At 67.5% G+C, this 23,181-nt stretch carries 18 protein-coding genes; 10 read left to right on the plus strand and 8 right to left on the minus strand.

Features of this window, described 5'->3' with window-relative positions:
* Nucleotides 1-88: 88 nt before the first annotated feature.
* Together arfB and V7787_RS41120 are read left to right on the plus strand one after the other, a co-directional pair.
* Nucleotides 89-493, plus strand: coding sequence for an alternative ribosome rescue aminoacyl-tRNA hydrolase ArfB (gene arfB, locus V7787_RS41115; protein ID WP_336093326.1), 405 nt, complete (start codon nt 89-91; stop codon nt 491-493).
* A gap of 14 nt (nt 494-507) precedes the next feature.
* Nucleotides 508-1,164, plus strand: a complete 657-nt coding sequence (locus tag V7787_RS41120; RefSeq protein WP_336093328.1) for a 1-acyl-sn-glycerol-3-phosphate acyltransferase — start codon at nt 508-510, stop codon at nt 1,162-1,164.
* Between the two features lie 239 nt (nt 1,165-1,403).
* Here V7787_RS41120 and V7787_RS41125 read toward each other — a convergent pair whose 3' ends face one another.
* Nucleotides 1,404-2,105 (minus strand): GntR family transcriptional regulator, encoded by a 702-nt coding sequence (locus V7787_RS41125; protein WP_336093330.1) that lies wholly within the window; start codon nt 2,103-2,105, stop codon nt 1,404-1,406.
* 664 nt (nt 2,106-2,769) lie between these two features.
* On the opposite strand from V7787_RS41125, the gene V7787_RS41130 reads away from it, so the two are divergent.
* Nucleotides 2,770-5,406 (plus strand): collagenase, encoded by a 2,637-nt coding sequence (locus V7787_RS41130; RefSeq protein WP_336093331.1) that lies wholly within the window; start codon nt 2,770-2,772, stop codon nt 5,404-5,406.
* A 128-nt stretch (nt 5,407-5,534) separates the two neighbouring features.
* Here the strand turns inward: V7787_RS41130 and V7787_RS41135 are convergent, their stop codons facing one another.
* Complete coding sequence (locus tag V7787_RS41135) at nt 5,535-6,503, minus strand: LysR family transcriptional regulator (protein ID WP_336093332.1); 969 nt, start codon at nt 6,501-6,503, stop codon at nt 5,535-5,537.
* A 135-nt stretch (nt 6,504-6,638) separates the two neighbouring features.
* Between V7787_RS41135 and aceB the strand changes: the two genes are divergently transcribed.
* Entirely contained in the window at nt 6,639-8,270 is a 1,632-nt protein-coding gene (gene aceB, locus V7787_RS41140; RefSeq protein ID WP_336093333.1) for a malate synthase A, read from the plus strand.
* A gap of 76 nt (nt 8,271-8,346) precedes the next feature.
* Nucleotides 8,347-9,648, plus strand: coding sequence for an isocitrate lyase (gene aceA / locus V7787_RS41145; RefSeq protein ID WP_336093335.1), 1,302 nt, complete (start codon nt 8,347-8,349; stop codon nt 9,646-9,648).
* A 61-nt stretch (nt 9,649-9,709) separates the two neighbouring features.
* Here the strand turns inward: aceA and V7787_RS41150 are convergent, their stop codons facing one another.
* Entirely contained in the window at nt 9,710-10,903 is a 1,194-nt protein-coding gene (locus V7787_RS41150; RefSeq protein WP_336093337.1) for a serine hydrolase domain-containing protein, read from the minus strand.
* 222 nt (nt 10,904-11,125) lie between these two features.
* On the minus strand, nt 11,126-13,234 hold the full coding sequence (locus tag V7787_RS41155; protein ID WP_336093338.1) for a S9 family peptidase: 2,109 nt from the start codon (nt 13,232-13,234) through the stop codon (nt 11,126-11,128).
* A 316-nt stretch (nt 13,235-13,550) separates the two neighbouring features.
* Between V7787_RS41155 and V7787_RS41160 the strand changes: the two genes are divergently transcribed.
* Nucleotides 13,551-14,600 carry a GGDEF domain-containing protein gene (locus tag V7787_RS41160; RefSeq protein WP_336093340.1) on the plus strand — a complete coding sequence of 350 codons (1,050 nt, stop codon included), beginning with the start codon at nt 13,551-13,553 and terminating at the stop codon, nt 14,598-14,600.
* Nucleotides 14,601-14,623: 23 nt separating this feature from the next.
* A complete protein-coding gene (locus tag V7787_RS41165) occupies nt 14,624-17,128 on the plus strand; it encodes a putative peptide modification system cyclase (protein WP_336093341.1) in 2,505 nt (834 codons plus the stop codon).
* A gap of 108 nt (nt 17,129-17,236) precedes the next feature.
* Here V7787_RS41165 and V7787_RS41170 read toward each other — a convergent pair whose 3' ends face one another.
* Complete coding sequence (locus V7787_RS41170; RefSeq protein WP_336093344.1) at nt 17,237-17,608, minus strand: NHLP-related RiPP peptide; 372 nt, start codon at nt 17,606-17,608, stop codon at nt 17,237-17,239.
* Between the two features lie 331 nt (nt 17,609-17,939).
* Between V7787_RS41170 and V7787_RS41175 the strand changes: the two genes are divergently transcribed.
* Both V7787_RS41175 and V7787_RS41180 read left to right on the plus strand, forming a co-directional pair.
* The gene (locus V7787_RS41175) at nt 17,940-19,154 is read left to right on the plus strand and encodes a putative peptide maturation dehydrogenase (RefSeq protein WP_336093345.1); all 1,215 of its coding nucleotides are present in this window, start codon (nt 17,940-17,942) and stop codon (nt 19,152-19,154) included.
* 141 nt (nt 19,155-19,295) lie between these two features.
* A complete protein-coding gene (locus V7787_RS41180) occupies nt 19,296-20,372 on the plus strand; it encodes an NAD(P)H-dependent flavin oxidoreductase (protein ID WP_336093347.1) in 1,077 nt (358 codons plus the stop codon).
* A 54-nt stretch (nt 20,373-20,426) separates the two neighbouring features.
* Here V7787_RS41180 and V7787_RS41185 read toward each other — a convergent pair whose 3' ends face one another.
* From V7787_RS41185 to V7787_RS41195, 3 genes are all read right to left on the minus strand, one after another.
* Nucleotides 20,427-21,308 (minus strand): alpha/beta fold hydrolase, encoded by an 882-nt coding sequence (locus V7787_RS41185; protein WP_336093348.1) that lies wholly within the window; start codon nt 21,306-21,308, stop codon nt 20,427-20,429.
* A gap of 3 nt (nt 21,309-21,311) precedes the next feature.
* Nucleotides 21,312-21,467, minus strand: a complete 156-nt coding sequence (locus V7787_RS41190) for a hypothetical protein (RefSeq protein WP_336093349.1) — start codon at nt 21,465-21,467, stop codon at nt 21,312-21,314.
* 119 nt (nt 21,468-21,586) lie between these two features.
* Nucleotides 21,587-22,417: a helix-turn-helix transcriptional regulator gene (locus tag V7787_RS41195; protein ID WP_336093350.1), complete on the minus strand. Its 831-nt coding sequence runs from the start codon at nt 22,415-22,417 to the stop codon at nt 21,587-21,589.
* On the opposite strand from V7787_RS41195, the gene V7787_RS41200 reads away from it, so the two are divergent.
* Nucleotides 22,416-23,009 carry a hypothetical protein gene (locus tag V7787_RS41200; RefSeq protein ID WP_336093351.1) on the plus strand — a complete coding sequence of 198 codons (594 nt, stop codon included), beginning with the start codon at nt 22,416-22,418 and terminating at the stop codon, nt 23,007-23,009. The genes V7787_RS41195 and V7787_RS41200 overlap by 2 nt on opposite strands.
* The last annotated feature ends 172 nt before the right edge of the window (nt 23,010-23,181 follow it).

A 23,181-nucleotide genomic window follows, 5' to 3' on the forward strand; every position in this document is an offset into this window, starting at 1 on the left:
TCGCCGATCGGTTCAGGCAAGCGCCGGCGTGGGCGCGGCGTCATGGACGAAAAGCCGGCGCCGACTACAATCGTGGGCGGAGGAAAACATGGCCATCACGATTCCCGAGCAGGAATTGGTCGAGCGTTTCGTGCGTTCGACCGGCCCGGGCGGGCAGAACGTCAACAAGGTCGCCACGGCGGTGGAGCTGCGCTTCGATATCGCGCAGTCGCCCTCGCTGCCCGAAGCCGTGCGCGAGCGTCTGCTGACCAAGCGCGACCGGCGGGTGACCGGCGAGGGCGTGCTGGTGATCAGCGCCCAGCGTTTCCGCACCCAGGAGCGCAACCGCGAGGACGCGCGCGAGCGTCTGGCGGCGTTCGTCGACAGCGGTTTGCGCGCGCCCAAGCCGCGCATCGCCACCAAGCCCAGCCGCGCCGCCAAGGAGCGCCGGATCGGGGCCAAGAAAGAACGCGGCGCGACCAAGCGCAATCGTTCGCAACGCGAATGGGACTGACACGGAGCATGCCAGTGGATTCCAACCCCCAGCCTCAGACCCCGCCGCCGGGCGGCCCTGCCCACGGCGATGCCCACAACGATGTGGTGTTGCCGCTTCCGGCCAACGCGCCGAGGGTCAAGCCCAACCGGCTGACCCGCTGGATCGGCCGCAGCATCCTGCGCCTGGGCGGCTGGCGCATGGTCGGCAAGTTTCCCGACATCCCGCGCGCGGTGCTGATCGGCGCGCCGCATTCGTCCAATTGGGACGGCGTGTGGGGCTTCGCGGCCAAGGCCGCGTTGGGCCTGGACGTGAAGATCATCGCCAAGGAGTCGCTGTTCCGGGTGCCGGTGCTGGGGATCCTGCTGCGCCGGCTGGGCGTGATTCCGATCAACCGCGGCGCCGCGCATGGCGTGGTCGAGCAAGCGGTGTCGATGATTCGCGGCGCCGAGCGGTTCTGGCTCGGGATCGCGCCGGAGGGCACGCGCAAGGTGGTCGAGCGTTGGAAGGCGGGCTTTTGGAAAATCGCCAAGGCCGCCGATGTGCCGGTGATTCCGGCGTACTTCCACTACCCCGATAAAGTCATCGGTATCGGCGATATCTTCCATCTGGGCGAGGATATGGACGCGGATATGCGCCGTATTCGCGATTGGTACAAGCCGTGGCAGGGGAAGCATCACGGTACTGCCTGAGGGCAGATTTGCTCCCTCTCCCGTTTACGGGAGAGGGCTGGGGTGAGGGGTGAGCGCCGCAGGCGCGAATGCCTTTGCTTGAAAGTTTCGCGGCAAGGCCGTGCCCTCACCCCAACCCCTCTCCCGCAAGCGGGAGAGGGGGCAAAAGCCGAGCACCGCTTGAGCCCCTCTCCCGCTTGCGGGAGAGGGTTGGGGTGAGGGCACGAGCGCCGCAGGCGCGAACGCGGTCGCAACAACTTCTACTCGACCACGCGCCGCCTGCGCCGCGTCGTCGCCTTGACCGGCGCCTCCACCACAGCCTGCTCCAACTGCACGCGCAAATCGTGCAGGGTGGTGACGATGTGCTCGGACAGCAAACGGTTGACCGACACCGCGTCGCGTTCGAGCCAGGCGCGCAGGATCGCCTCATGTTCGCTGGCCGCGCGCGCCTCGCGCCCGGCCGGTTCCAGGTGCTTGCGCACATAGCGTTCGGCCAGCACTTGCAGGCGTTCGACCAGTTGCGCGGTGATCTGCCGTCCGCCCGGACGCACCAGGGCCAAATGGAAACTGCGGTTCAAGCGCACCGCCGCGTGCGGATCGGCGGTGCCGACGTTTTCCAGCGCGGCCAGCGCCGCGCGCGCCGCCTCGCGTTCGCCGTCGGCGGCGATCAGGCTGGCGTCGGCGGCGGCCTCGGGTTCGATCTTCAGCCGCAGTGCGAACACTTCTTCGGCTTCCACCGAGGTCAACGCCGGCACGAAGAAACCGCGATTGGGATGCGAGGTCAGCAGGCCTTGCTGTTCCAGCCGGCCGAGCGCCTCGCGCAACGGAATCTTGCTGATGCCCAGTTCTTCGGCCAGCAGTTCCTGGCGGATCGGCGCCAGCGGCGGGATCTGGGTCGACAGAATCCGTTCGCGGACCACTTCGAAGGCTTGGTCGGACAGCGAACGGGGGACGATGCTCATGCGATCAGTCTACCCAAACCGCCGCGCGCGGCGGATCGGCGAGGCAGCCCAAATCGAACGCCGGGCGATGGCGCACATCGAGGGTGGGCGGGCCGATGCGACCGTCCGTCGGCCGTGCCCGCACCTGCCAGATGGGTGCCTCAAGGCTCGACCTGAGTCACGGAATTAATGTCATATCGGTATATCGTATACGTTATACCGATTAGCAGCCCTCTGTGTCGTGGTGATGACATCCAGGGGGAGGGCCGCGGCACATCGGGCGATCGAAGCCTTGGGGGAGGCCGTCGCCGCAACCGGATCGCGCTCGCCTGGCCTCCCGAGGGCCAGGTCGGCGTGTGTCCGCTCGCGACGCGGCCGGGCCGATCGCATGCACCGATCGCGGATCCGGGCGCCGGCGTCCCTGCGCCGAGGCACTCGTTCCGCGTTCCCGCGCCGCTGCCGCACGCGCTCGTTCCGACGCAGGAGAGCCGACCGCCATCCATCCGTCCGACCGCACTACCGCTGTCGCCGCATCGCGGCCGCGAGCGGCGTGTCCGCAGCGATGCCCCCCGCATCGGACCACGCCGCGCGACTGTTCGCCGCCGCGCTTTCCGCCGGACCGCGTCGCGCCCATGCGCCGCCGTCGCGGCCTTTCATTCTTCCATTCGCACTAAGGAGATCTTCGATGTCCTTCGTACCCAAACCGACTCAGGCGCTCGCGCTCGGCCTGGCCGTCGCCGCCGCGAGTTTTCTCAGCTACGCCTTGCCCTGGGCCGCATTGCTCAAACAATCGGACCAGACCGGCGCCGAGCCGGTGCGTGCCGCCGCGCAATCCACGTCCGCCTACGCGTCGGCGAACGCATCGGCTGCGCGCTCGCTCGCGGCGCAACCGCGCAGCTCGCGCCGGCAGCCGGCGACCGAGCGCCAGGTGTTCGGCGAACACCACCAAGACCGCGCGCTGGCGCCGTCCAAGCGCGCGCCGCAACAACCGATGCTGCTCGAACGCAGCGACAGCGCCTACGACGGCGCGCAACTGCGCCGCGACGTGCTGCAGCGTCCGTCCTTCGCCCAGGCCGCGCGCAGCGCCAAGGCCGAAACTTGCGAGGCCGATGCGTTCGGCGCGCTCAGCGGCAACGCCCTGGTGAGCGCGGTCAAGGCCGCGAGCACCGATTGCATCAACGAGTTGTTCGGCCTGAGCGGCAGCACCGCCTATGCCACCTTCCGCGAAGCGCAGATGGCGACCGTCGCCAACGCGCTGGCGGTCTCGGCGCGCGCTTACGACGGCAGCAACGCCGACAGCACCCTGCAACTGGTGCTGTTCCTGCGCGCCGGTTACTACGTGCAGTACTACGACAGCGCGGTCGGTACTTACGGCAGCGTATTGCGCAATGCGATCCGCCCGGCGTTGGACGCGTTCGCCGCCAACGCCAACTTCGGCCGCGTCGACAACGTGCATGGCGAGATTCTGGCCGAGTACGTGACCCTGATCGACAGCTCGACCGAGAACGCGCGCTATCTGTATGTGGTCAAGCGTTTGCTCGACGGCTACGACAACCGCTACAACGCCCACTACTGGATGAAGGTGGCGGTCAACAACGCCTATACCATCACCTTCCGCGGTCACCAGGACGACGCCTTCCGCGCCGCGGTGCAGGCCGATCACTCCATCGTCGAAACCCTGTACGGCTTCGCCAACCGCAACTTCGCGCTTCTCGGCGGCGACAACGCCTATCTGGTCGCCAACGCCGGCCGCGAACTCGGCCGTTTTCTGCAGTACGACGGCGCGTTGAAGACGCTGACGCGGGCGCGGGTCAAGAGCCTGCTCGATCGTTCCGCGGTCACCGGACCGACCGCGCGGCTGTGGGTCGGCGTGGGCGAGATGGCCGACTACTACGATGCCGGCAACTGCGCGCAGTTCGGCGTATGCGATTTCGTCGCCCGGGTGGAAGCGGCGGCGCTGCCGATCAGCCACACCTGCAGCCCGACCCTGCGCCTGCGCGCGCAGGCGATGAGCGCCGCGGAACTGTCCTCGACCTGCGCCATCGTCGCCGGCCAGGAAGCCTACTTCCACCGCGAACTCGCCACCGGCGGCGTACCGGTGGCCGGCGACGGCAACGCCAGCCTGGAAATGAGCGTATTCGACAGCAGCGACGATTACGTCATCTACGCCGGCGCGATCTACGGCATCGACACCAACAACGGCGGCATGTACCTGGAAGGCAAGCCGTCCGAGCCGGGCAATCAGGCGCGTTTCATCGCCCACGAGGCCGAATGGCTGCGTCCGCAGGGCTTCGAAATCTGGAACCTGACCCACGAGTACATCCACTACCTCGACGGCCGCTTCAACATGTGGGGCAACTTCGCCGACGCGATGAAGCAAAAGACCGTGTGGTGGGTCGAAGGCTTCGCCGAGTACCTGTCCTACAGCTACCGCGATCTGGTCAACGACGGCGCCCAGCAAGAAGCCGCGCGCGCGACCTATGCGCTCAGTCAGGTGTACCGCAACGATTACAACAGCGGCCAGACCCTGGTCTATCGCTGGGGCTATCTGGCGGTGCGTTTCATGTTCGAACAGCGCCACGATCAGGTGAACGCGATCCTGGGGTACTTCCGTCCGGGCAACTACACCGGTTATGCCAGCTACATGACCGGTATCGGCAGCGCCAACGACGCGGCCTTCCGCGCGTGGCTGCCGTGCGTGGCCGATCCGCAGGCGCCGGATTGCGGCGGCACGCCGAACCAACCGCCGGTGGCGGGCTTCGGTTTCGCGGTCAATGGGATGAGCGTGAGCTTCAGCGACACCTCCACCGACGCCGACGGCCGCATCGTCGCGCGCAATTGGGATTTCGGCGACGGCACGACGTCGACGGCGGCCAACCCGAGCAAGACCTACGCTGCGGCCGGTAGTTATCAGGTGCAGTTGACGGTGACCGACGACCGCGGCGCTCGGCATACGGCCACGCGTACGGTTGCGATCAGCGAACCGGGCTTGCCGGAATGCGCGGGTGGCGATGTGCGGGTGTTGGGCAAGAACTGCGCGCGCAGCAATGTTTCGGCTACGGCTGGGAACTACGCGTATTTCTATCTGTATTTGCCTGCCGGGACTTCGCAACTGCGGATCGATTCGGCGGGCGGCAGCGGTAATGCCAACCTGTATGTCAGCACCCGCAATTGGGCGACGCGCGAGTCGTATCAGTATCGGTCGACCAATGCCGGCAATGGCGAGTCGGTGACGATTTCGCAGCCGGCGGCGGGGTATGTGTATGTGAGTTTGTATGCGGCCAGTGCGTTCTCTGGCGTGCGGGTGACGACTCGTTACTGAGCGGCCCTCACCCCAACCCGTCTCCCGCAAGCGGGAGAGGGGCTTAAAGCAGCGGCATCGTTATGCCCTTCTCCCGCTTGCGGGAGAAGGTGCCCGAAGGGCGGATGAGGGCACGTGGCTGCGGCCACTCAACGATCCGACTGCCCCGTAGCGTAGTAATCCCCGCGCTCGAACAAAGCCGGCTGAATCAACTCAGTAAACGACCGCGCCTGCGGCGACAAATACTTCCCCTTGCGCACCACCACCCCATAACTGCGCGAAGGAAAATAGTCGGCCAGCGACCGCGCCGACAGCCGCGCCCGATCGGCTTCGGTCAAACAGATCGCAGTGACGATGCTGATCCCCAACCCCATCGCCACGTACTGCTTGATCACCTCCCACCCGCCGACTTCCAACGCCACCGTGTAAGGCACCCGGTTCTGCTGGAACACTACGTCGACCATGCGGTAGGTGGTCAGCCGCTGCGGCGGCAGGATCAAGCCATACGGGCTGAGGTCTTGCAGCGTCAGCGACTCCAGCTTGGCCAAGGGATGGTCGCGCGGGGTGATCAACATCGGTTCGAAGCGGTACACCGGCGCGTAGCTCAGATCGCCAGGCACATCGAGCATCGAGCCGACCGCCAGGTCGACGCCGTCGGAACGCAGCAGGTCCAGCCCGCCCGCGCCGGTGACGTTGTGCAGGGTCAGCCGCACCTCCGGATGCGCGGCGCGGAAGGCTTCGACGATCTTGGGCAGCAGGTACAGGATGGTCGAACTGCCGGCGGCGACATTGAGCTCGCCCGCGTCCAGGCCGCGGATGCGTTCGCGGAAGGTGCCGTCCAGCGCGTCCAGGCCCTCGACCAGCGGCCGCGCCAATTCGTACAGCTCCTGGCCCTCCGGGGTCAGGGCCAGACGGCGGCCGCTGCGCTCGAGCAGGCGCACGCCCATCTCGCGCTCCAGGGCCTGAAGCTGAAGGGTGACCGCCGGCTGGCTCAGGTAAAGCGCCTCAGCCGCACGTGAGACCGAGCCCAAACGGGCCGTCTGGCAGAACGCCCGCAGTGGCTTCAGGCGGTCGCCTTTGTAAGCAAATCGGGGACTTAGCGAGCGTGTCGTGGCCACGTGAAAGTCACATATAAGCTAAGCAAATGATATGCATTGAAAAAACTTGATTGTCAAATACAACACGCCGCCGCATGGTTTGGCTCCAGGGGCTCGCTCGTTGGGAGCGGCCCTCTTCCCCACAGGAGTCGCACCATGTCGGCAGTGATCGCGCAGTGGCAGGACCATCCCGGGCAACGTCAGCCGGGTGACGGCATCGAGCTCACGGCCCAGGTGGCCGGTCAGGACGCTCTGCTGACCCCGGCCGCCCTCGAATTCCTGGCCGTACTGCACCGCCGTTTCGAACCCGCCCGGCAAGCCCGGCTGGCCGCGCGCCGCGAACGCCAGGCCTTCTTCGACGCCGGCGGCATTCCCGATTTCCGCGCCGACACCGCCGCGATCCGCAACGGCGCCTGGCGGGTGGCGCCGCTGCCGACCGCGCTGCTCGACCGTCGGGTCGAGATCACCGGTCCGGTCGACCCGAAGATGGTCATCAACGCGCTGAACTCCGGGGCCAAGGTGTACATGGCCGACTTCGAGGACAGCACCGCGCCGACCTGGGCCAACCTGCTGACCGGCCAGCGCGCGCTGCGCAAGGCGGTCGCCGGCACCCTGGACTGGATGGCGCCGGACGGTTCCAAGCACTACACCCTCAAGCCGTTCGAACAGCAGGCGGTGCTGATGGTGCGCCCGCGCGGCTGGCACCTGGACGAGAAGCACGTGCGCATCGACGGCGCGCCGATGTCGGGCAGCCTGTTCGACCTGGGCCTGTTCGCCTTCCACAACGCCGCCGCGCTGGCGGCCCAGGACCGCGGCCCGTACTTCTACCTGCCCAAGCTGCAGTCGATGGAAGAAGCGCAGCTGTGGAACCAGGTGATCGACCACGTCGAAACCGAGCTCGGCCTGGAGCCGGGCCAGATCAAGGTGACGGTGCTGATCGAAACCTTGCCGGCGGTGTTCGAGATGGACGAGATCCTGCACGCGCTGCGCAGCCGTATCGCCGGACTCAACTGCGGCCGCTGGGATTACGTGTTCTCCTACATCAAGAGCTTCCGCGCGCACCGCGACAAGGTGCTGCCCGAGCGCGGCCAGGTGACGATGACCCAGCCGTTCCTGCGTGCGTATTCGGAACTGCTGATCCAGACCTGCCACAAGCGCGGCGCCCACGCGATGGGCGGCATGGCCGCGCAGATTCCGATCAGCGGCGACGAAGCGGCCAACGAGGCCGCGCTGGCCAAGGTCCGCGCCGACAAGCTGCGCGAAGTCACCGCCGGCCACGACGGCACCTGGGTCGCGCATCCGGCGCTGATTCCGCTGGCGATGCGGATCTTCGATGAGCGCATGCCGACCCCGCATCAGCAGCATGTGCTACGCGAGGACGTGCTGATCATCCGCGACGATCTGATCAAGCCGTCCTTCGGCACCATCACCCGCGCCGGGTTCGAAGGCAACGTCGAAGTCTGCGTGCGTTATCTCGCCGCGTGGCTGGAAGGCAACGGCTGCGTGCCGATCCATTGGCTGATGGAAGACGCCGCCACCGCCGAAATCGCCCGCACCCAGCTGTGGCAATGGCTGCACTCGGACGGTTTGTTCCTCGACGACGGCACGCCGGTGGATTACGCCCTGCTCGAACGCGCGCTGATCGGCTTGCCGAGCAAGCTCGCCGACCGCCTGAAAGTGCCGGGCGCTTCCAAGCTCGACGAAGCCATCGCGATGCTCGATGAGCTCACCCACGCCGACACGCTGGCCGAGTTCCTCACGCTGCCCGCTTACGAACGCATCGACTGACGCGTCGCTCCTACAGTCGCAAACCCACAACGCCGATCTCCCACGTCAAACGACCCACACGCAAGGAATCGAAGTCATGAGCCACACCCTGCCGACCGCCGATCAACTCCGCCAGGACTGGGCCACCAACCCGCGTTGGGCCGGCATCACCCGTCCGTATTCGGCCGAAGACGTGGTGCGCTTGCGCGGCACCGTGCCGGTCGAACACACCATCGCCAAGCTCGGCGCCGCCAAGCTGTGGACCTCGCTGCACACCGAGGACTTCGTCAACGCGCTCGGCGCGATGACCGGCAACCAGGCCATGCAGCAGGTCAAGGCCGGGCTCAAGGCGATCTATCTGTCGGGCTGGCAAGTCGCCGCCGACGCCAACATCGCCGGCGAAATGTATCCCGACCAATCGCTGTACCCGGCCAATTCGGTGCCGCAAGTCGTGCGCCGGATCAACAACACCTTGCTGCGCGCCGATCAGATCCAGTGTGCGGAAGGCACCGGCGACATCGATTTCCTGCAGCCGATCGTCGCCGACGCCGAAGCCGGTTTCGGCGGCGTGCTCAACGCCTTCGAACTGATGAAGGGCATGATCGAAGCCGGCGCCTCGGGCGTGCATTTCGAAGACCAACTGGCCTCGGTCAAGAAGTGCGGCCACATGGGCGGCAAGGTGTTGGTGCCGACCCGCGAAGCGGTCGAGAAGCTGGTCGCCGCGCGTCTGGCCGCCGACGTGATGGGCGTGCCGACCCTGATCGTCGCCCGCACCGACGCCGAAGCCGCCGATCTGCTGACCGCCGACATCGACCCCAACGATCAGCCTTTCACCACCGGCGAGCGCACCACCGAAGGCTTCTACAAGACCCGCAACGGTCTGGACCAGGCGATCAGCCGCGGCCTGGCCTACGCGCCGTACGCCGACCTGGTCTGGTGCGAAACCGGCAAGCCCGATCTGGAATTCGCGCGCAAGTTCGCCGAGGCCATCCACGCCAAGTTCCCCGGCAAGATGCTGGCCTACAACTGTTCGCCGAGCTTCAACTGGAAGAAGAACCTCGACGACGCGACCATCGCCAAGTTCCAGAAGGAAATCGCCAGCTACGGCTACAAGTTCCAGTTCATCACCCTGGCCGGTTTCCACAGCCTGAACTACGGCATGTTCAACCTCGCCCACGGCTATGCGCGCCGGCAGATGAGCGCGTTCGTGGAATTGCAGGAAGCCGAATTCGCCGCCGCCGACAAGGGCTTCACCGCGGTCAAGCACCAGCGCGAGGTCGGTACCGGTTACTTCGACGCGGTGACCCAGACCATCCAGGGCGGCCAGTCCTCGACCACGGCGTTGAAGGGCTCGACCGAGGAAGAGCAGTTCCACGACGACAACAAGGTCGCCGCCTGATCGCAGCCGCGCGATAGCACCACGCAATAAAACGAAGGGCTCCGCGAGGAGCCCTTCCTTGTTACAGCGTCTTGCCCAGCGCGAGCACGTCGCGGAAAAAATCCGGATAGTCGTCGCGCGGCGAGACGTGCTGGTCGGTGCGGCGGATCTGCCGTACCGCGACCAGATCCTTGCCCGGCACGATCAGCAGGAACTGGCCGAGGTAGCCGTTGGCGGCATAACCCTCGATCGGCCCGCGTTCGATATCGAACAGCTCGGCCAGCTTGACGCCCTTGCCGATGACCTCCGGCCCGAACCGCTCCTGCCAGCTCGGGCCGATCTTGCCGGCGACATAGGCCAGCACTTCGGCGCGGCTGGCGAAGTTCTGGCCGGCGGTGCTCAGGAACGCCGCGCGCATGTCGGCGGCCAGGCCCTTGCCGTCGAGAATCGCGGCGGCGTCGGCGCGCAGGGTGTAGCGCTCCCACGCGGGGATGCGCCACCACAGCAAGCCGACTTCCGGCGAATGTTGGCTCGGCGCGGTGAGCAGCCCGACGTACTCGCGGCTAAGCAGGCGGCGTCCGTCCGGGGCCACGCCGTCGTTCAACAGCAGCCGGCCGATCTTGGCGATGTCGTGCGCGCGCAGCGACAGCCCGGCCATGCCGGTGGCCTGGCCGGCCTTGTCCTTGAGCCATGAGAACTCGGTGATGCCCAGCGGCGCGAACAGCTTGGTTTCCAGGTAACGGTCCATCGGCTGCCCGGACAGCGTCTGCACGATGCCCGAAAGCAGATTGGTCGCCTTGTTGTTGTACGAGAACGTGGTGCCCGGCGGGTTGTCGAGTTCGGCGGCGAGCGCGATCTTGACCAGATCCGGCGCCGGTTCCAGCTCCGCGCCCGCGTTGGGAACGTTCTGCAGACCCGAGGTGTGATCGAGCAGCATGCGCACGGTGATGCCGCGCTTCTTGCCTTGCGCCCATTCGGGATAGATCGCGCTCACCGGTTCGTCGATGGAGCGCAGCTTGCCGTCCTGGATCAGAAAGCCGATCGCCAGCGCGACCACCGATTTGGTCGCCGACATCATCTCGATCGGTTTGGCGCCTTGCGCGGTCGAAGTATCGAGCAGGGTCTTGTCGCCGCGCTGGATCAGCACCGCGTCGGAGTGCGCGGCGGCCGCGTGTTGGCGGATGGTTTCCAGGGCGCGCGCGGTGTCGGCCGGGGCCGCGCTCGCAAGCAGTGGTGCGGTCAGGGCCGCGAGTGCGCAAAGCAGTATCGAACGCATGGGAAGGCGCCGCAGGGTAGGTGCAGCGAGTCTGCTGACCCGGCGATGGGCGCTTCAGTGGCAAAGGTCACGAACCTGTCGGGAGGTTCGCATCGGCGTTCAGATTTGGCTAACGCGCGCGGCCCGGGGTTGGCCGGGCCGCGACGATCGCTTGAGTTTTCGTGGCGGCGGCGACGCGTCCGGCAACATGCCGGCGCATCGCCCCGCGCCATTGGTCCGCGGTTATTTCTTCACTTGCGGCGTATGCGTCTTCAATGCTTCGGCCAAACCCTTCACGCCCTCCGCGCCGGCCGGCACGCTCACGCTGGAGCCCTTGAAGTCCTCGCCGATGGGCTGGGCGCGGCCGCCCAGGCACTGGGCCAGGAAGCCTTCGGCCACCGCGGTGAAGGCCATCGAATTTTCCGGGCGGTTGAAGCCGTGGCCTTCGTCGGGGAACAGCACGTAGGTGACCGGAATGTTCTTCTTGCGCATCGCCTCGACGATCTGATCGCTTTCGGCCTGATTGACCCGCGGGTCGTTGGCGCCCTGGCCGATCAGCAAGGGCTTGCTGATCTTGTCGACGCGGGTGATCGGCGAGCGTTCGGCCAACAGCTTGCGGCCTTGCTCGGTGCGCGGGTCGCCCATGCGCCGGGCGAACTGTTCGAAGATACTGGCCCAGTAAGGCGGAATGGTCTTGAGCAGGGTTTCCAGATTGGACGGGCCGACGATGTCGACGCCGCACTTGAACGCGTCGGGAGTGAAGGTCAGGCCGACCAGGGTGGCGTAGCCGCCGTAGCTGCCGCCCATGATCGCGGTGTCGTTCTCGGTGGTGACGCCTTGCTTGACCGCCCAGGCCTTGGCGTCGATCAGGTCGTCGTGCATCTTGCCGGCCCATTCGCGGTCGGCGGCGTTGATGAAGTTCTTGCCGAAGCCGGTGGAGCCGCGGTAGTTGACCCGCAACGAGGCGTAGCCGCGGTTGGCCAGCCACTGCGCGTAAGCGTTGTAGCCGTAATAGTCGCGCGCCCACGGACCGCCGTGCACGAACAGCACCAGCGGCACCGGCCGGTCGGCCTTGCCGTCGTTGTCGGCGTCGGCGTTCTTGGGCAGGGTCAGGTAGCTCACCAGGGTCTTGCCGTCGCGCGCGGCGATCTCCACCGGCCACATCGCCGCCAGCGGCGCGCCTTCCAGCTTCGGTCGGGTGGCGAACAAACGGGTGAGCTTGCCCTGGCCGCCGCGGTCGTAGCGGTACACCAGCGCCGGTTGTTCGGCCGCGCTGTAGCCGACGATCCAGGTCTTGTCGTCGAGGGTGCGCGAGACCACGCCGAACTCGCCGGGGCCGAGCTGCTTTTGCAGATGCTGCAGGTCGCCGGCGATGCTCGGGTCGAGCGCCTTCCACTGGTTGCGCAGGTAGTTGACCGATGCGGCCTGGACCTTGCCGGTGTTCGGATCGCTCAGCAGTTCGCCGACGTCGGCGCGGGCGTCTTCCAGCAGCAGGGTTTTGTTGCCGTCGGCGTCGATCGCGTACAGCGCCGCGGTGTCGCGGCCGCGCGCATCGGTGGCGTAGAGGATCTTGCCGTCGTCGCTGTAGCCGTCGAACTCGGTGGTCTGGCTGTCTTCGAAGGGAACCGTGTCGACCACCTTCCAGCCCTTGCCGTCGGCGGCCAGCAGCTCCGCGCCGCCGTCCTCGCGCGAACGGGTGGCGCGGCCGACCTTGAAATCGCCGTCGGCCAGATAGCCCGACAGCCGGTCCTTGTTTTCGTACACCAGCTCGCGCTTGCCGCTGCCCAGGTCGACCCGGTACAGGTCGTGCCATTTGCCGTCGCGGTCGTTCATGCCGACCAGGATCGCGTCGGCGTGGCGGTGCGAGAGCCGGACCACGCTGGCGCGGGTCTTGGGGTAGGGGGTGAGGTCGCGCGCCGCGCCGGCGCCGCCGACGTCGACCGCGTACAAGTGGAAGTTCTCGTCGCCGCCGGTGTCGCGCAGGTACAGCAAGGTGCCGCTGCGATAGCTCCAGAAGTATTGGCGGATGCCGCGGGCGCTGTCCTGGGTGATCGCGCGCGCCTGTTCGGGTTTGTCGGCCGGCGCGACCCACACGTTCATCACCCCGTTCAGCGGCGCCAGCCAGCTCAGGTAGCGGCCGTCGGGACTGATCGTGGCCGAGCTGCGTTCAGGGTTGCCGAACAGGGCCGAGCGCGGGATCAGTTCGGCATCGGCGGGGGCGGCGAAAGCGGGCGCGCCCAGGGCGCAGACGGCCAACGCCAGCGCCAGCGGCGCGGACTTGAACAGGGGCGCCGCGCGACGTGCGGCTTGGATGCGCGCGGCGCGCGGGCAGGCGGGACGGGCTGAACTCATGAGAACTCCACTCCATTGGGATGCAGGCTGCATCGGGGATACAGGGCGCAAGCGGGCGGTTGCAGCCGGCCGAGCATGTGCGGCCGGCGCGCGGGCCGGGCAGTGCCGAAGGCCATGCGCGCCGGGTCCGCCGGCGTTGTTGCGATCGCGAAACAAGCCTCGGGCATCCTCTTGGACGCTGCCGGCTTAGACTGCCGACAGAGCCTTGGAGCCCTTGCGGCATGGCCGTTTTGGCCCCCTGTCGGCGTTAGTTGCTCAGACCAGGTGCTATCCTGCCGGCAAGGCTCTACAGGACGTGGGGTGCGGGGAGAATGCGATGAATCGCGACACGGCGGCGCCTACCCTGGGCCGTGAAACCGACAATGCGACGGTGACCGCGGCGCCGACGGACGCGGCGATGGCGGTGCTCACCCCGGGCGAATTCGAACTGTTCGCCGAGATCGGCCGCCCGCGTCGGATCGAAGCCGGTCAAGTGCTGTTCCGTCGCGGCGAGCTGGGCACCACCATGTTCGTGATCGCGCGCGGCGCGATCGTCCTGGACTTCGGCGACGACCTGGTCACCAAGCGCCTGAGCGTGCGCGAATTCTTCGGCGAGCTGGGCCTGCTGATCGGCGACCACGCCCGCAGCGCCGACGCCATCGCCGCCACCGACGGCTTGCTGGTGGAACTGCGCCATGAAGAATTCCAGCGCCTAGTCGATCGCGACCCGTCCCTGGTTTCGTATTTCCTGCGCCGCGCGATCATGCGCGTGGTGCTCAACGAACAAAGCCTGATCCGCCGTCTGCGCCGCCGCAACCAGGACCTGGAAGCCGCGCTCGACAGCCTGTACGCCACCACCCACCAGCTCAACCAGACCGAAGAGCTGATCCGCACCGACGACCTGACCGGCCTGTACAACCGCCGCGGCCTGACCCTGCACCTGCAGGAGGCGCGCGCGCTGGGCATGGCCGAGACCATGGGCCTGGTGCTGATCGACTGCGACCGCTTCAAGCAGGTCAACGACGACCACGGCCATCTGGCCGGCGACCGGGTGCTGCAGAGCGTGGCCAACATCCTGCGTTCGGTGGCCGGCGCCGAGGACATCGCCTGCCGCCTGGGCGGCGATGAGTTCTGCCTGCTGGTGGCCGCGCGCACCCGCCAGGACGTGATGCGCTTCGCCGACTTCATCGTCCACACCGTGCACGGCTTGCTGGAAATTCCGCAGTCGCCGCCGACCATCTGCCCGGTCAGCGTCGGCGCCTGCCTGGTCAGCGCCAAGCACGAGTGGAACGACTGGTACGCGCACGCCGACGCCGCGCTTTATCAGGCCAAGCGCCTGGGCGGCAATCGGGTGCAATGGCAGGACGCCGAACTGACTCCGGCGTGAGCCGCGAAGACAAGGATGCCGCGATGAACGACGCCCACCGTCCCCATGCCGAAGGTCCGCAGCTGCGCACCCTGCTGCTGACCGATCTGTGCGATTCGACCACCCTGGTCGAACGCTTGGGCGACGGTCCGGCCGCCGACCTGTTCCGCGAACACGACCGGCTGGTGCTGGTGTTGCAGCAGCGTTGGCGCGGCCGCTTGATCGACCGTTCCGACGGCCTGCTGCTGTTGTTCGAGCGGCCCATCGACGGCCTGGGTTTCGCCCTGGACTACGCCCGCGGCCTGCGCGAGCTCGGCGCCTCGCGCAAGCTCGACCTGAAGGCGCGCGCCGGCCTGCACGTGGGCGAGGTGCTGACCTGGCGCAACAGCGATGAAGCGGTGAAAGTCGGCGCCAAGCCGGTGGAAGTCGAAGGCCTGGCCAAACCGATGGCCGGCCGGCTGATGGCGACCGCGCGCCCCGGCCAGATTCTGCTGTCGGCGGTGGCCGAGCCGCTGGCCCACCGCGCCGCGCGCGAACTGGGCGAGCGCGGCCAGCAACTGCTGTGGAAATCGCACGGGCGCTGGCGCTTCAAGGGCGTGCCCGAGCCGCAGGAAATCTATGAAGTCGGCGAGCCCGGGATCGCCCCGCTGCGCGCGCCGCCGAACGGGCCCAAGGCCTGGCGCGATGTTCCGCTGTGGCGGCGTCCGGCCGCGCTGGTAGCCGAGGTCGCGGTGTTGGCCGCGGTCGGCACCGGCGTGTGGCTGGCGACCCGTCCGCAACCGGCGATCGCCTTCGGCCAACGCGACTGGGTGGTGGTCGGCGATCTGCGCAACCTCACCGGGCAGAGCGTGCTCGACGATTCGCTGGAGCAGGCCTTCCGCATCAGCCTGGAACAATCGCGCTACGTCAACGTGCTGTCGGACCTGAAAGCGCGCGACACGCTGGAACGCATGCGGCGCAAGCCCGGCACCTTGCTCGACCGCGCGGTGGCCTCGGAAATCGCCCTGCGCGACGGCGCGCGCGCGGTGATCCTGCCGACCGTGGCCGAAGTCGGCGGCCGGGTTCGGGTCAGCGCGGAAGTGATCGACCCGCACACCCAGACCACGGTCTACGCCGAGTCCGCCGACGGCAGCGGCGCGGGTTCGACCTTGAGCTCGATCGACACGGTCACCGCCGGCCTGCGCGAGAAACTCGGCGAAGCGATGCAGTCGATCGAACGCGATTCCGAGCCGTTGCCGAAGGTCGCTACCGGCAATCTGGATGCGCTGCGTTCGTATGCGTTGGGCCTGAAGGCCTACGCCAGCCGGCAGTACCCGGAAGCCTTGCAGTACTTCCAGCGCGCCATCGAGATCGACCCGAAATTCGCCCTGGCCTACCTGGGCGCCTTGCGGGTGCATGCCGGCGCGGTCGACAGCCGCATGGGCCGGCCGTTCCTGGACAAGGCGGTGGCGCTGCGCGATCACCTGCCGCCGCGCGATGCCCTGTACCTGGACGGCTGGGTCGCCGAATTCGGCCCGCATCCGAGCACCCAGGCGCCGGCCAAGTGGAAATTGCTCGCGACCTTGTACCCGGACTATTACGGCGGCCACTACAACTACGCGTGGTCCTCGTTCCTGGTCAACGATTTCGGCGAGGCCTTGCGCTTCGCCAAGGCCGCCTCGGTGCCGCAGAACGCGTTCCGCGGCAATGCGGTGGAATTGACCGCGCGGGTGCAGTTGGCGCAGGAACAGCACAGCGCGGCGCTGCACAGTTTCGAACAGGCCGAGACCATCGAGCGCTACGGCCCCAACCGACGTCACGCCGCGGCCTTGGCGGTGATGGGGCGGTTCAAGGAAGCCGAGGCGCTGCTGGGCAAGCTGCCCACCGGCACTTTGCTCAAGGCCGACGTCACCAACGAGTTCGAGCGGATTTCGGTGCCGGTCGATCAAGGCCAATGGGACCGCGCCGGCGAAGTCGCCAACCGCGCCGCCGAAGCCGCGCGCAAGGCCACGCCCTTGCTGGCCGATGAGTTCGAACTGATCCGCTTGTCGGTGCAGTCCTTGCGCAAGCCGCGTTCGGTGGAAGGCGCGCGTTTCGAAGCGGTGCTGCGCACCTCGCTGGACGGCGCCCGCGATGTCGACAACCGCGACCGCAATGTTCAACTGTTCCACGCCCTCACCGCCGCGTACCTGAGCCAGCGCGAAGGCCAGAGCGAGGTCGCGGCGCGCTGGTTGCCGGAGTTGGCCAAGGTCTCGGACCAGATCGACGACCCGATGGCCAAGCAACTGCTGCGGGTGGTGCGGGCCGGGCAGCTGCGTCTGCAGGGCAAGCCGCAGGAGGCGGTGGCCTTGCTGCGCCCGCTGCTGGCGGACGGGCGCGAACTGTTCCAGGTGCGGGTGGCGCTGCGCGATGCCTTGCTCGCGGGGGGCCAGACCGAGCAGGCCGAGCGCGAATCCAAGTGGATCGCCGGCCACCGCGGCCGCGCTTATATGGAAGTCGCCGGCGATCTGGTGTTGCAGACGATCAACGTCGCCGACACCAACACCGCCGCAGCCGCGATCAAGCGCTGAGGAGTTTGGCGGTCCGGGCTCCCCAGGCCCGGACGCCGGCGGCGCGGTAGCCGCGCCGATGCTGCCTTCGCGCCAGCCGCCGGAGGTGTCCGGCGGCCGCGCGGCCGATCAGGAACTCGACGACCCGTCGGGATTGTTCTTGAGGAAGTCCCCGACCCGGCCGGCTTCGAACGCGTGCGGGTTGTTGTGATTGCCGCCGGCGGTCAAATGGCGCTGCAGTTCCGCGCGCGCGGCCAGGATCTCCTCCTTGGACGCGATCTGTCGGGTGATCATGCAGGCGAAGGCCGGAGCGGCTTCTTCGCCGGTGCTGCGGGCCGCCGCCTTTTCGCTGGTCAGCGGCGCCTGGTAGCCGAGTTCGGCCAAGGCCGCGGCGGGATTCTTGTGGAAAGACTCGCGGAAGCCGTCGTTGCTGCTGAGCAGGTCGAGCAGCTTGTCGACGATGGCCGGGTCGAGCCCCGGGTGGCCGGATGAATTTGTCATGATGTGGTTCCATTCCCCTGTGCTATGCCCACTCGGGGCGTGACGAACGTCGAATCTAACCCTGAGGGGTTAACGAGACAACCACGCGAAACAGGTCAGCGCGGTGACCGCGAATGTTCGCGGCCGACATCGAGGATGATCATGGCTGCGCCAAGGGTTCGTCGCCATGGCACCCAAAAGGCATTTAGTGGACGTGTACACGCCGATCCGAACGCCGTTCGCGCCATCCGCGCCGCGTTATCCTGAACGGCGTTGCGGTCCGCGCCAGTCGCGTGCCGCGTGCTCAGCGTCGGCCCACGGGCCGGCCCATCGGTCGGCAAGGAAAAACTGAATGCGAATCCGTCGTTGCGCGATCGTGTATCTGGAGCCGCGCGAAGAGGTCGCCTTCGATCTGAATTCGCTGCTCGACGGCGGCGCAGGGTTGCGTCGCAGCCGGCGCTGGCTGGCGGTGACCGCGCATCTGGATGGCGAGGTCGAAGTCGACGCGCGCCAGCGCGAATGGCTCGGGCGGATCGGCCCGGTCGCCTGGTGCGAGCGCGATGAGTTGCCAGAGCACGAACACGAGCACGAGCGGGCGCTCGACCTCGCCGCGATCGACCGCCTGCTCGAACTCGGCCTGCTGATCGCCCAAGACCAGCCGGCCTACGCCGCCCAGCGCGAACGCGACGAAGCCGTGCGCGGCGCCTACTGGTGGCCGGCCGCGGCGATCGCCCATCGCTTCGGGCGTTGGCAGGGGATGGACAGCGCCGCGGCGATGGAAGCCGGACAGATGAGCACCGCCGCCGAGATCCGGAAAAAGCTCGGCGCGCCGCCGCCGCACGTGGTCGAGCGGTGCGCACCGCAGCAGCGCCAAGCCTTGCCGCGGGCGGAGGACGGCGAGTTCGAGCGCCTGCTCGCGCGCCGCGCCACCTGCCGCAACTTCGACGGCGCGCGCGCGCTGCCGCAAGCGCTGTTCGCGCGGATGCTGCAGCGGGTGTTCGCCGCGCGCGCGCAGGTGCGGGTGCAGGACGACACCGTCTTTCTGAAGAAGCTCACCCCGTCCGGCGGCGGCCTGCACGCTACCGAGGCCTATTTGATCGTGCAGAACGTCGAAGGCGTGGCCGCGGGCTTGTATCACTACCATCCCACCGAACACGCGCTGGAACCGATGCCGCCGCCGTCGCAGCCGCTGGCCGAATTCGCCGCGCTGGCCCTGGCCGGCCAGCACTGGTTCGCCGACGCGCCGGTGCTGGCGGTGCTGGCGCCGCGTTACGCGCGCAGCTTCTGGAAGTACCGCGACCATGCCAAGGCCTACCGCGCGCTAGTGCTGGACGTCGGCCATCTGTCGCAGACGCTGTACCTGAGCGCGACCGAGCTGGAACTGGGCGCGTTCGTGACCTCGGCGATCAACGAGGTCGATATCGAGCGCGCCTTCGGCCTGGATCCGTTGGTCGAAGGGCCGTTGGCGATCTGCGGCTTCGGTTGGCGCGCCGAACGCATGCGCACCGCCGAGTTCGATCCGGCCGGCGCGGTGTGGACCCGTATCGGCGAGGCCGGACAAGATTAGGCGCCGGCGGCGCACGGCAAGGCCAGGCGGCGAACCGCGTCAATATCGACCGCGTGGTCCGCTGGCATGCTTGGCTTCGATGGCGCGTGTGCTTGCCTCGCCGCGAGCCGGTTTCTTTCGTCCAATTCAGGAAGCGATGTCATGTGGCCCGACCGCCGTATCCAGGATCTGTTCGCAGTCGCGCTGCCGATCGTGCAAGCGCCGATGGCCGGCGCCCAACTGGCGGAGCTGGCGATCGGCGCGGCCCAGGCCGGCGCATTGGGTTCGCTGCCGTGCGCGATGCTGACCCCGCAACAAGTGCGCGAGCAATACGCGGCGTTCCGCGCCGCCGCCAGCGACGCGCCATTGAATCTCAATTTCTTCTGCCATCGGCCGCCGCAAGACGACCCCGCGCGCGAGCACGCCTGGCGCGAACGTCTGGCCGGTTACTACCGCGAGTACGGGCTCGACCCGGCGATGCCGGTTGCGGCGAGCTCGCGCGCGCCGTTCGATCCGGCCTGGTGCGAACTGGTCGAGGAACTCAAGCCGCGGGTGGTGAGCTTCCATTTCGGCCTGCCCGAGGCGGGCTTGCTCGATCGGGTCCGCGCCAGCGGCGCGCGCATCGTGTCCTCGGCGACCAGCGTGGAAGAAGCGCTGTGGCTGGAGCAGCGCGGCTGCGACGCGATCATCGCCCAAGGCGCCGAGGCCGGCGGCCACCGCGGTGTTTTCCTGCGCGATGAGGTGTCGACCCAAACCGGGTTGTTCGCGCTGCTGCCGCGAGTGGCCGACGCGGTGCGGGTGCCGGTGATCGCCGCCGGCGGCATTTTCGACGCGCGCGGCATCGCTGCCGCGTTCGCCTTGGGCGCCGCCGCGGTGCAGATCGGTACTGCGTACCTGTATTGCCCGGAGGCGAAGATCTCGCCGCTGCACCGGCAAGCGCTGCTGGCCGGGCAGGGCGATGACACCGCGCTGACCAATGTGTTCACCGGCCGTCCCGCGCGCGGCATCGTCAATCGCCTGATGCGCGAGGTCGGACCGATCTCGGCGCTGGCGCCGGCGTTTCCGCTCGCGGGCGGGGCGCTGGCGCCGCTGCGGGCCAAGGCCGAAACCGTCGGCGCCGACGGGTTCATGCCGTTGTGGTCGGGGCAGGCGCGGGCGGCGCACTCGCTGTCCGCACGCGAGCTGACGTCCAAACTCGCGCACGACGCGTTGGCGTTGTTGCAGTCTCGCGGGCGCTGATCGTTCGGCGTGGCGGCCGGCTGCGCCACGGCGGTCGGATGCGCGCAGTCGATCTCAGGCGCTGGCCTGCCAGTGCTCGCGCACCAGCGGGTTGAACTCGCTCCAGCGTTCTTCCGGGAAAAAGATCCGCGCGCCTTCCAGTTCGACGCGTTTGCGCGTGCCGGGGATCGCATCGGCCAGCCAGTGCGACCACTTCAGATCGAAGTAGACGTCATCGGTGCCCCAGGCGATCAGGGTCGGCGCGCGCAAGGCTTTCAGCTGCGGCTCGATCCGCAAGGTGTGGGCCGGATCGAACTCGGCCAGGAACCGGCGGAAGTCGGCCAAACGCTGCTCGCTGCGCAGCAACGGCAGCAGATAGGTATCGATGGTCGCGTCGGCGAGTTGCTCCGGCCGTTCGTAAGCCGGTCCCAGCGCCTGCGGCGAGCGGTACACGTTCTTGTCGGCCTGCATGGCTTGCAGCGTATCGCCCAAGCCGCCGGCCGCCGCCATCGCCAGGAACGGTTTGAACGCTTCTGGCGGCCAGTTGTCGTGGGTATCGCAATTGGTCAGCACCAGGCTGCGCACCCGTTGCGAATGCAAGGCGGCGAAGATCTGGGCGACTCCGCCGCCGCTGTCGTTGCCGACCAGGTCGACCCGGTCGATGCCCAGCGCGTCGAGAAACTCGACCAGCATCTGCGCGTTGGCGGTCACCGATACGTCTTGGTCGGGCGCGATCTCGGTATCGCCGTGAGCGAGCAAGTCCACCGCGATGCAGCGCCGGGCATCGGACAATCCCGCCAACTGATGCCGCCACAGATGCCCGTTCAACAGCACCCCGTGCACGAACAAGGCCACCGGACCCTCGCCGCGTTCGCGATAAGCGATGCGTCCGGACGGGGTGCTCACGCTGCCGCGGGCGAACGCCGGCGCGTCGTTATTGAAACCGTTGCCGTCCATGGTTCAGCCCTTCTCCGGCGCGGCGGCCGATGCGTAGGCTTCGTTGAGCTTCTGCGCGCATTCGTCGCAGCACACCTCGACGGTCTTGCCGCCGATCCGAACCTGGAAGGAATTGTCGTCGAGCGGGCAGTCGCACGCCGCGCAAGTTTTCTCGGCCATGATGGTCTCTCCTGTGCGCCCTGGATTGGGCGAGCTCAGTAGGCCACCGCGCGGCGCGGGCCGCTGTCGGAAAATTTAGCGATCGCGCCCGGCGCGCATTCAGCCGGGCACGGCGCGGCTCAGCGATGCAGCGCCGACTGGCGGAACTCGGTCGGCGAGCGCCCGTAGGTTTGTTGGAACGCGGCGCTGAAATGGCTGTGGCTGGAGAAGCCCAGGTCCTGGCTCAGCGCGCTCAAATCCTCGTATTCGCCGAGCAAATCCAGGGCACGGGCCAGGCGCAGGCGCAACTGGTAGCGATACAGCGGCAGGCCTTCCACGCGCTGGAACACCTGGGTCAGATACACCGGCGACACCCCGACTTCGGCGGCGATCTCGGCCAGCGCCCAGCGCCGCGACAGGTCGCTGGCCAGCACCAGCTTGGCGCGCTCGACCAGTCGCTGTTGCCCGGCGGTGGAACCGGCCGCGTGCGCAGTGCGTGGGCCCAGTGAGCGGGTCACCAAGGTCAGCGCCAGGCTCTCGCCCTCCAGCGGCTCGGCGATGCGCTCGCGCAGGCTGTGGCGCAGCAGCATCACCAGGGCCTGTGCGCGCGGGTCGATCCGCAGCCGCGGCAGCCGGAACCGCAGCGGCTCGCCGTCCTGCAGCAAGTCCTTGGGCGCCAGTTCGCGCAGCATCGGCTCCTGCACGGTCAGCGCCAGACTGGCGTCGCCGCCTTCGATGGGGTGGCTGATCCGGTAGACCTCGCCGACGTTGAAGAACAGCACCTGGCTGTTCTCGGCCACGGTCAGGTTGTCGCCGACGTGGCGCACGTACACGCCGCGGTAGGGGAACACCAACTGGGTTGCGTCGGCGCGCTCCTCCTCGCTCATATGCCGGCACAAGCCCGGGCAATAGACATCGCGCACGGCGACCGTCGGCGTCTGCAGCAGCGTGTGGATGGTGAATTCGGACATGCGCGCAGGTTCGGAAGGGACTGCCGGCGGCGTGGCGATCGCCCGCCGCCGCGGCCGTGGCGCGACTATAGCCCACCGCCGCGGGCGAGGAAGCGGCGGCGTATCCGGCGCCGCGGCGATCTTCGTGGGTCCGGCGCGCTTGGCCGGCATGCAGCTCCGCGTCGTCGCGCTGTGGTTGCGCGCGGCGGCATCGCAACGCGATTTAATGCCGATAACGGCCAGAGCGATGAATGCGTCGATGAATGCATCAACGATGAAACATCGCACAGACCGTCGTTGGAACGAGTCGGTGTTGCTTGCGCATCGCCGCCGGCGCGAGCGTTTCGCGCAAACCATCGAAGTGAGCGCCTTCGCGCGTCCGATCGGCCGCCGACAAAGCGGGCGTCGCTCGTGCAATGTGCAAATTTATTCCGATGATTTATCACACGACAAACGTGTCGCCTGTCGCGTTAGTGCCGTTAATTGCTACAGGATCGCGCTATTTTTCGTGGGTCTTAGAATGAATCGGGCCAATCGCAATGTGGCACGGTTAATGTGCCGATCTATTGATTTTCTTGGCTTATTTGATTCAGTCCGCAAGCAAAACGGATGAGTACGGTGACGTAATTCGTCGCATCCGATGGTGTCAAAAAACGTCGCCGCCATATGCTGCAACGTAACTTGACGATCAAAAAAAATCATGGAAAGGTTCCTGCGCAAGTAGCGATGCCGGGCATGGCGCGAAATTCGACAATCGATTTTGCGAGCTAAAAACAAGGCATTTT

The sequence above is a fragment of the Pseudomonas sp. CGJS7 genome, from assembly GCF_036961695.1.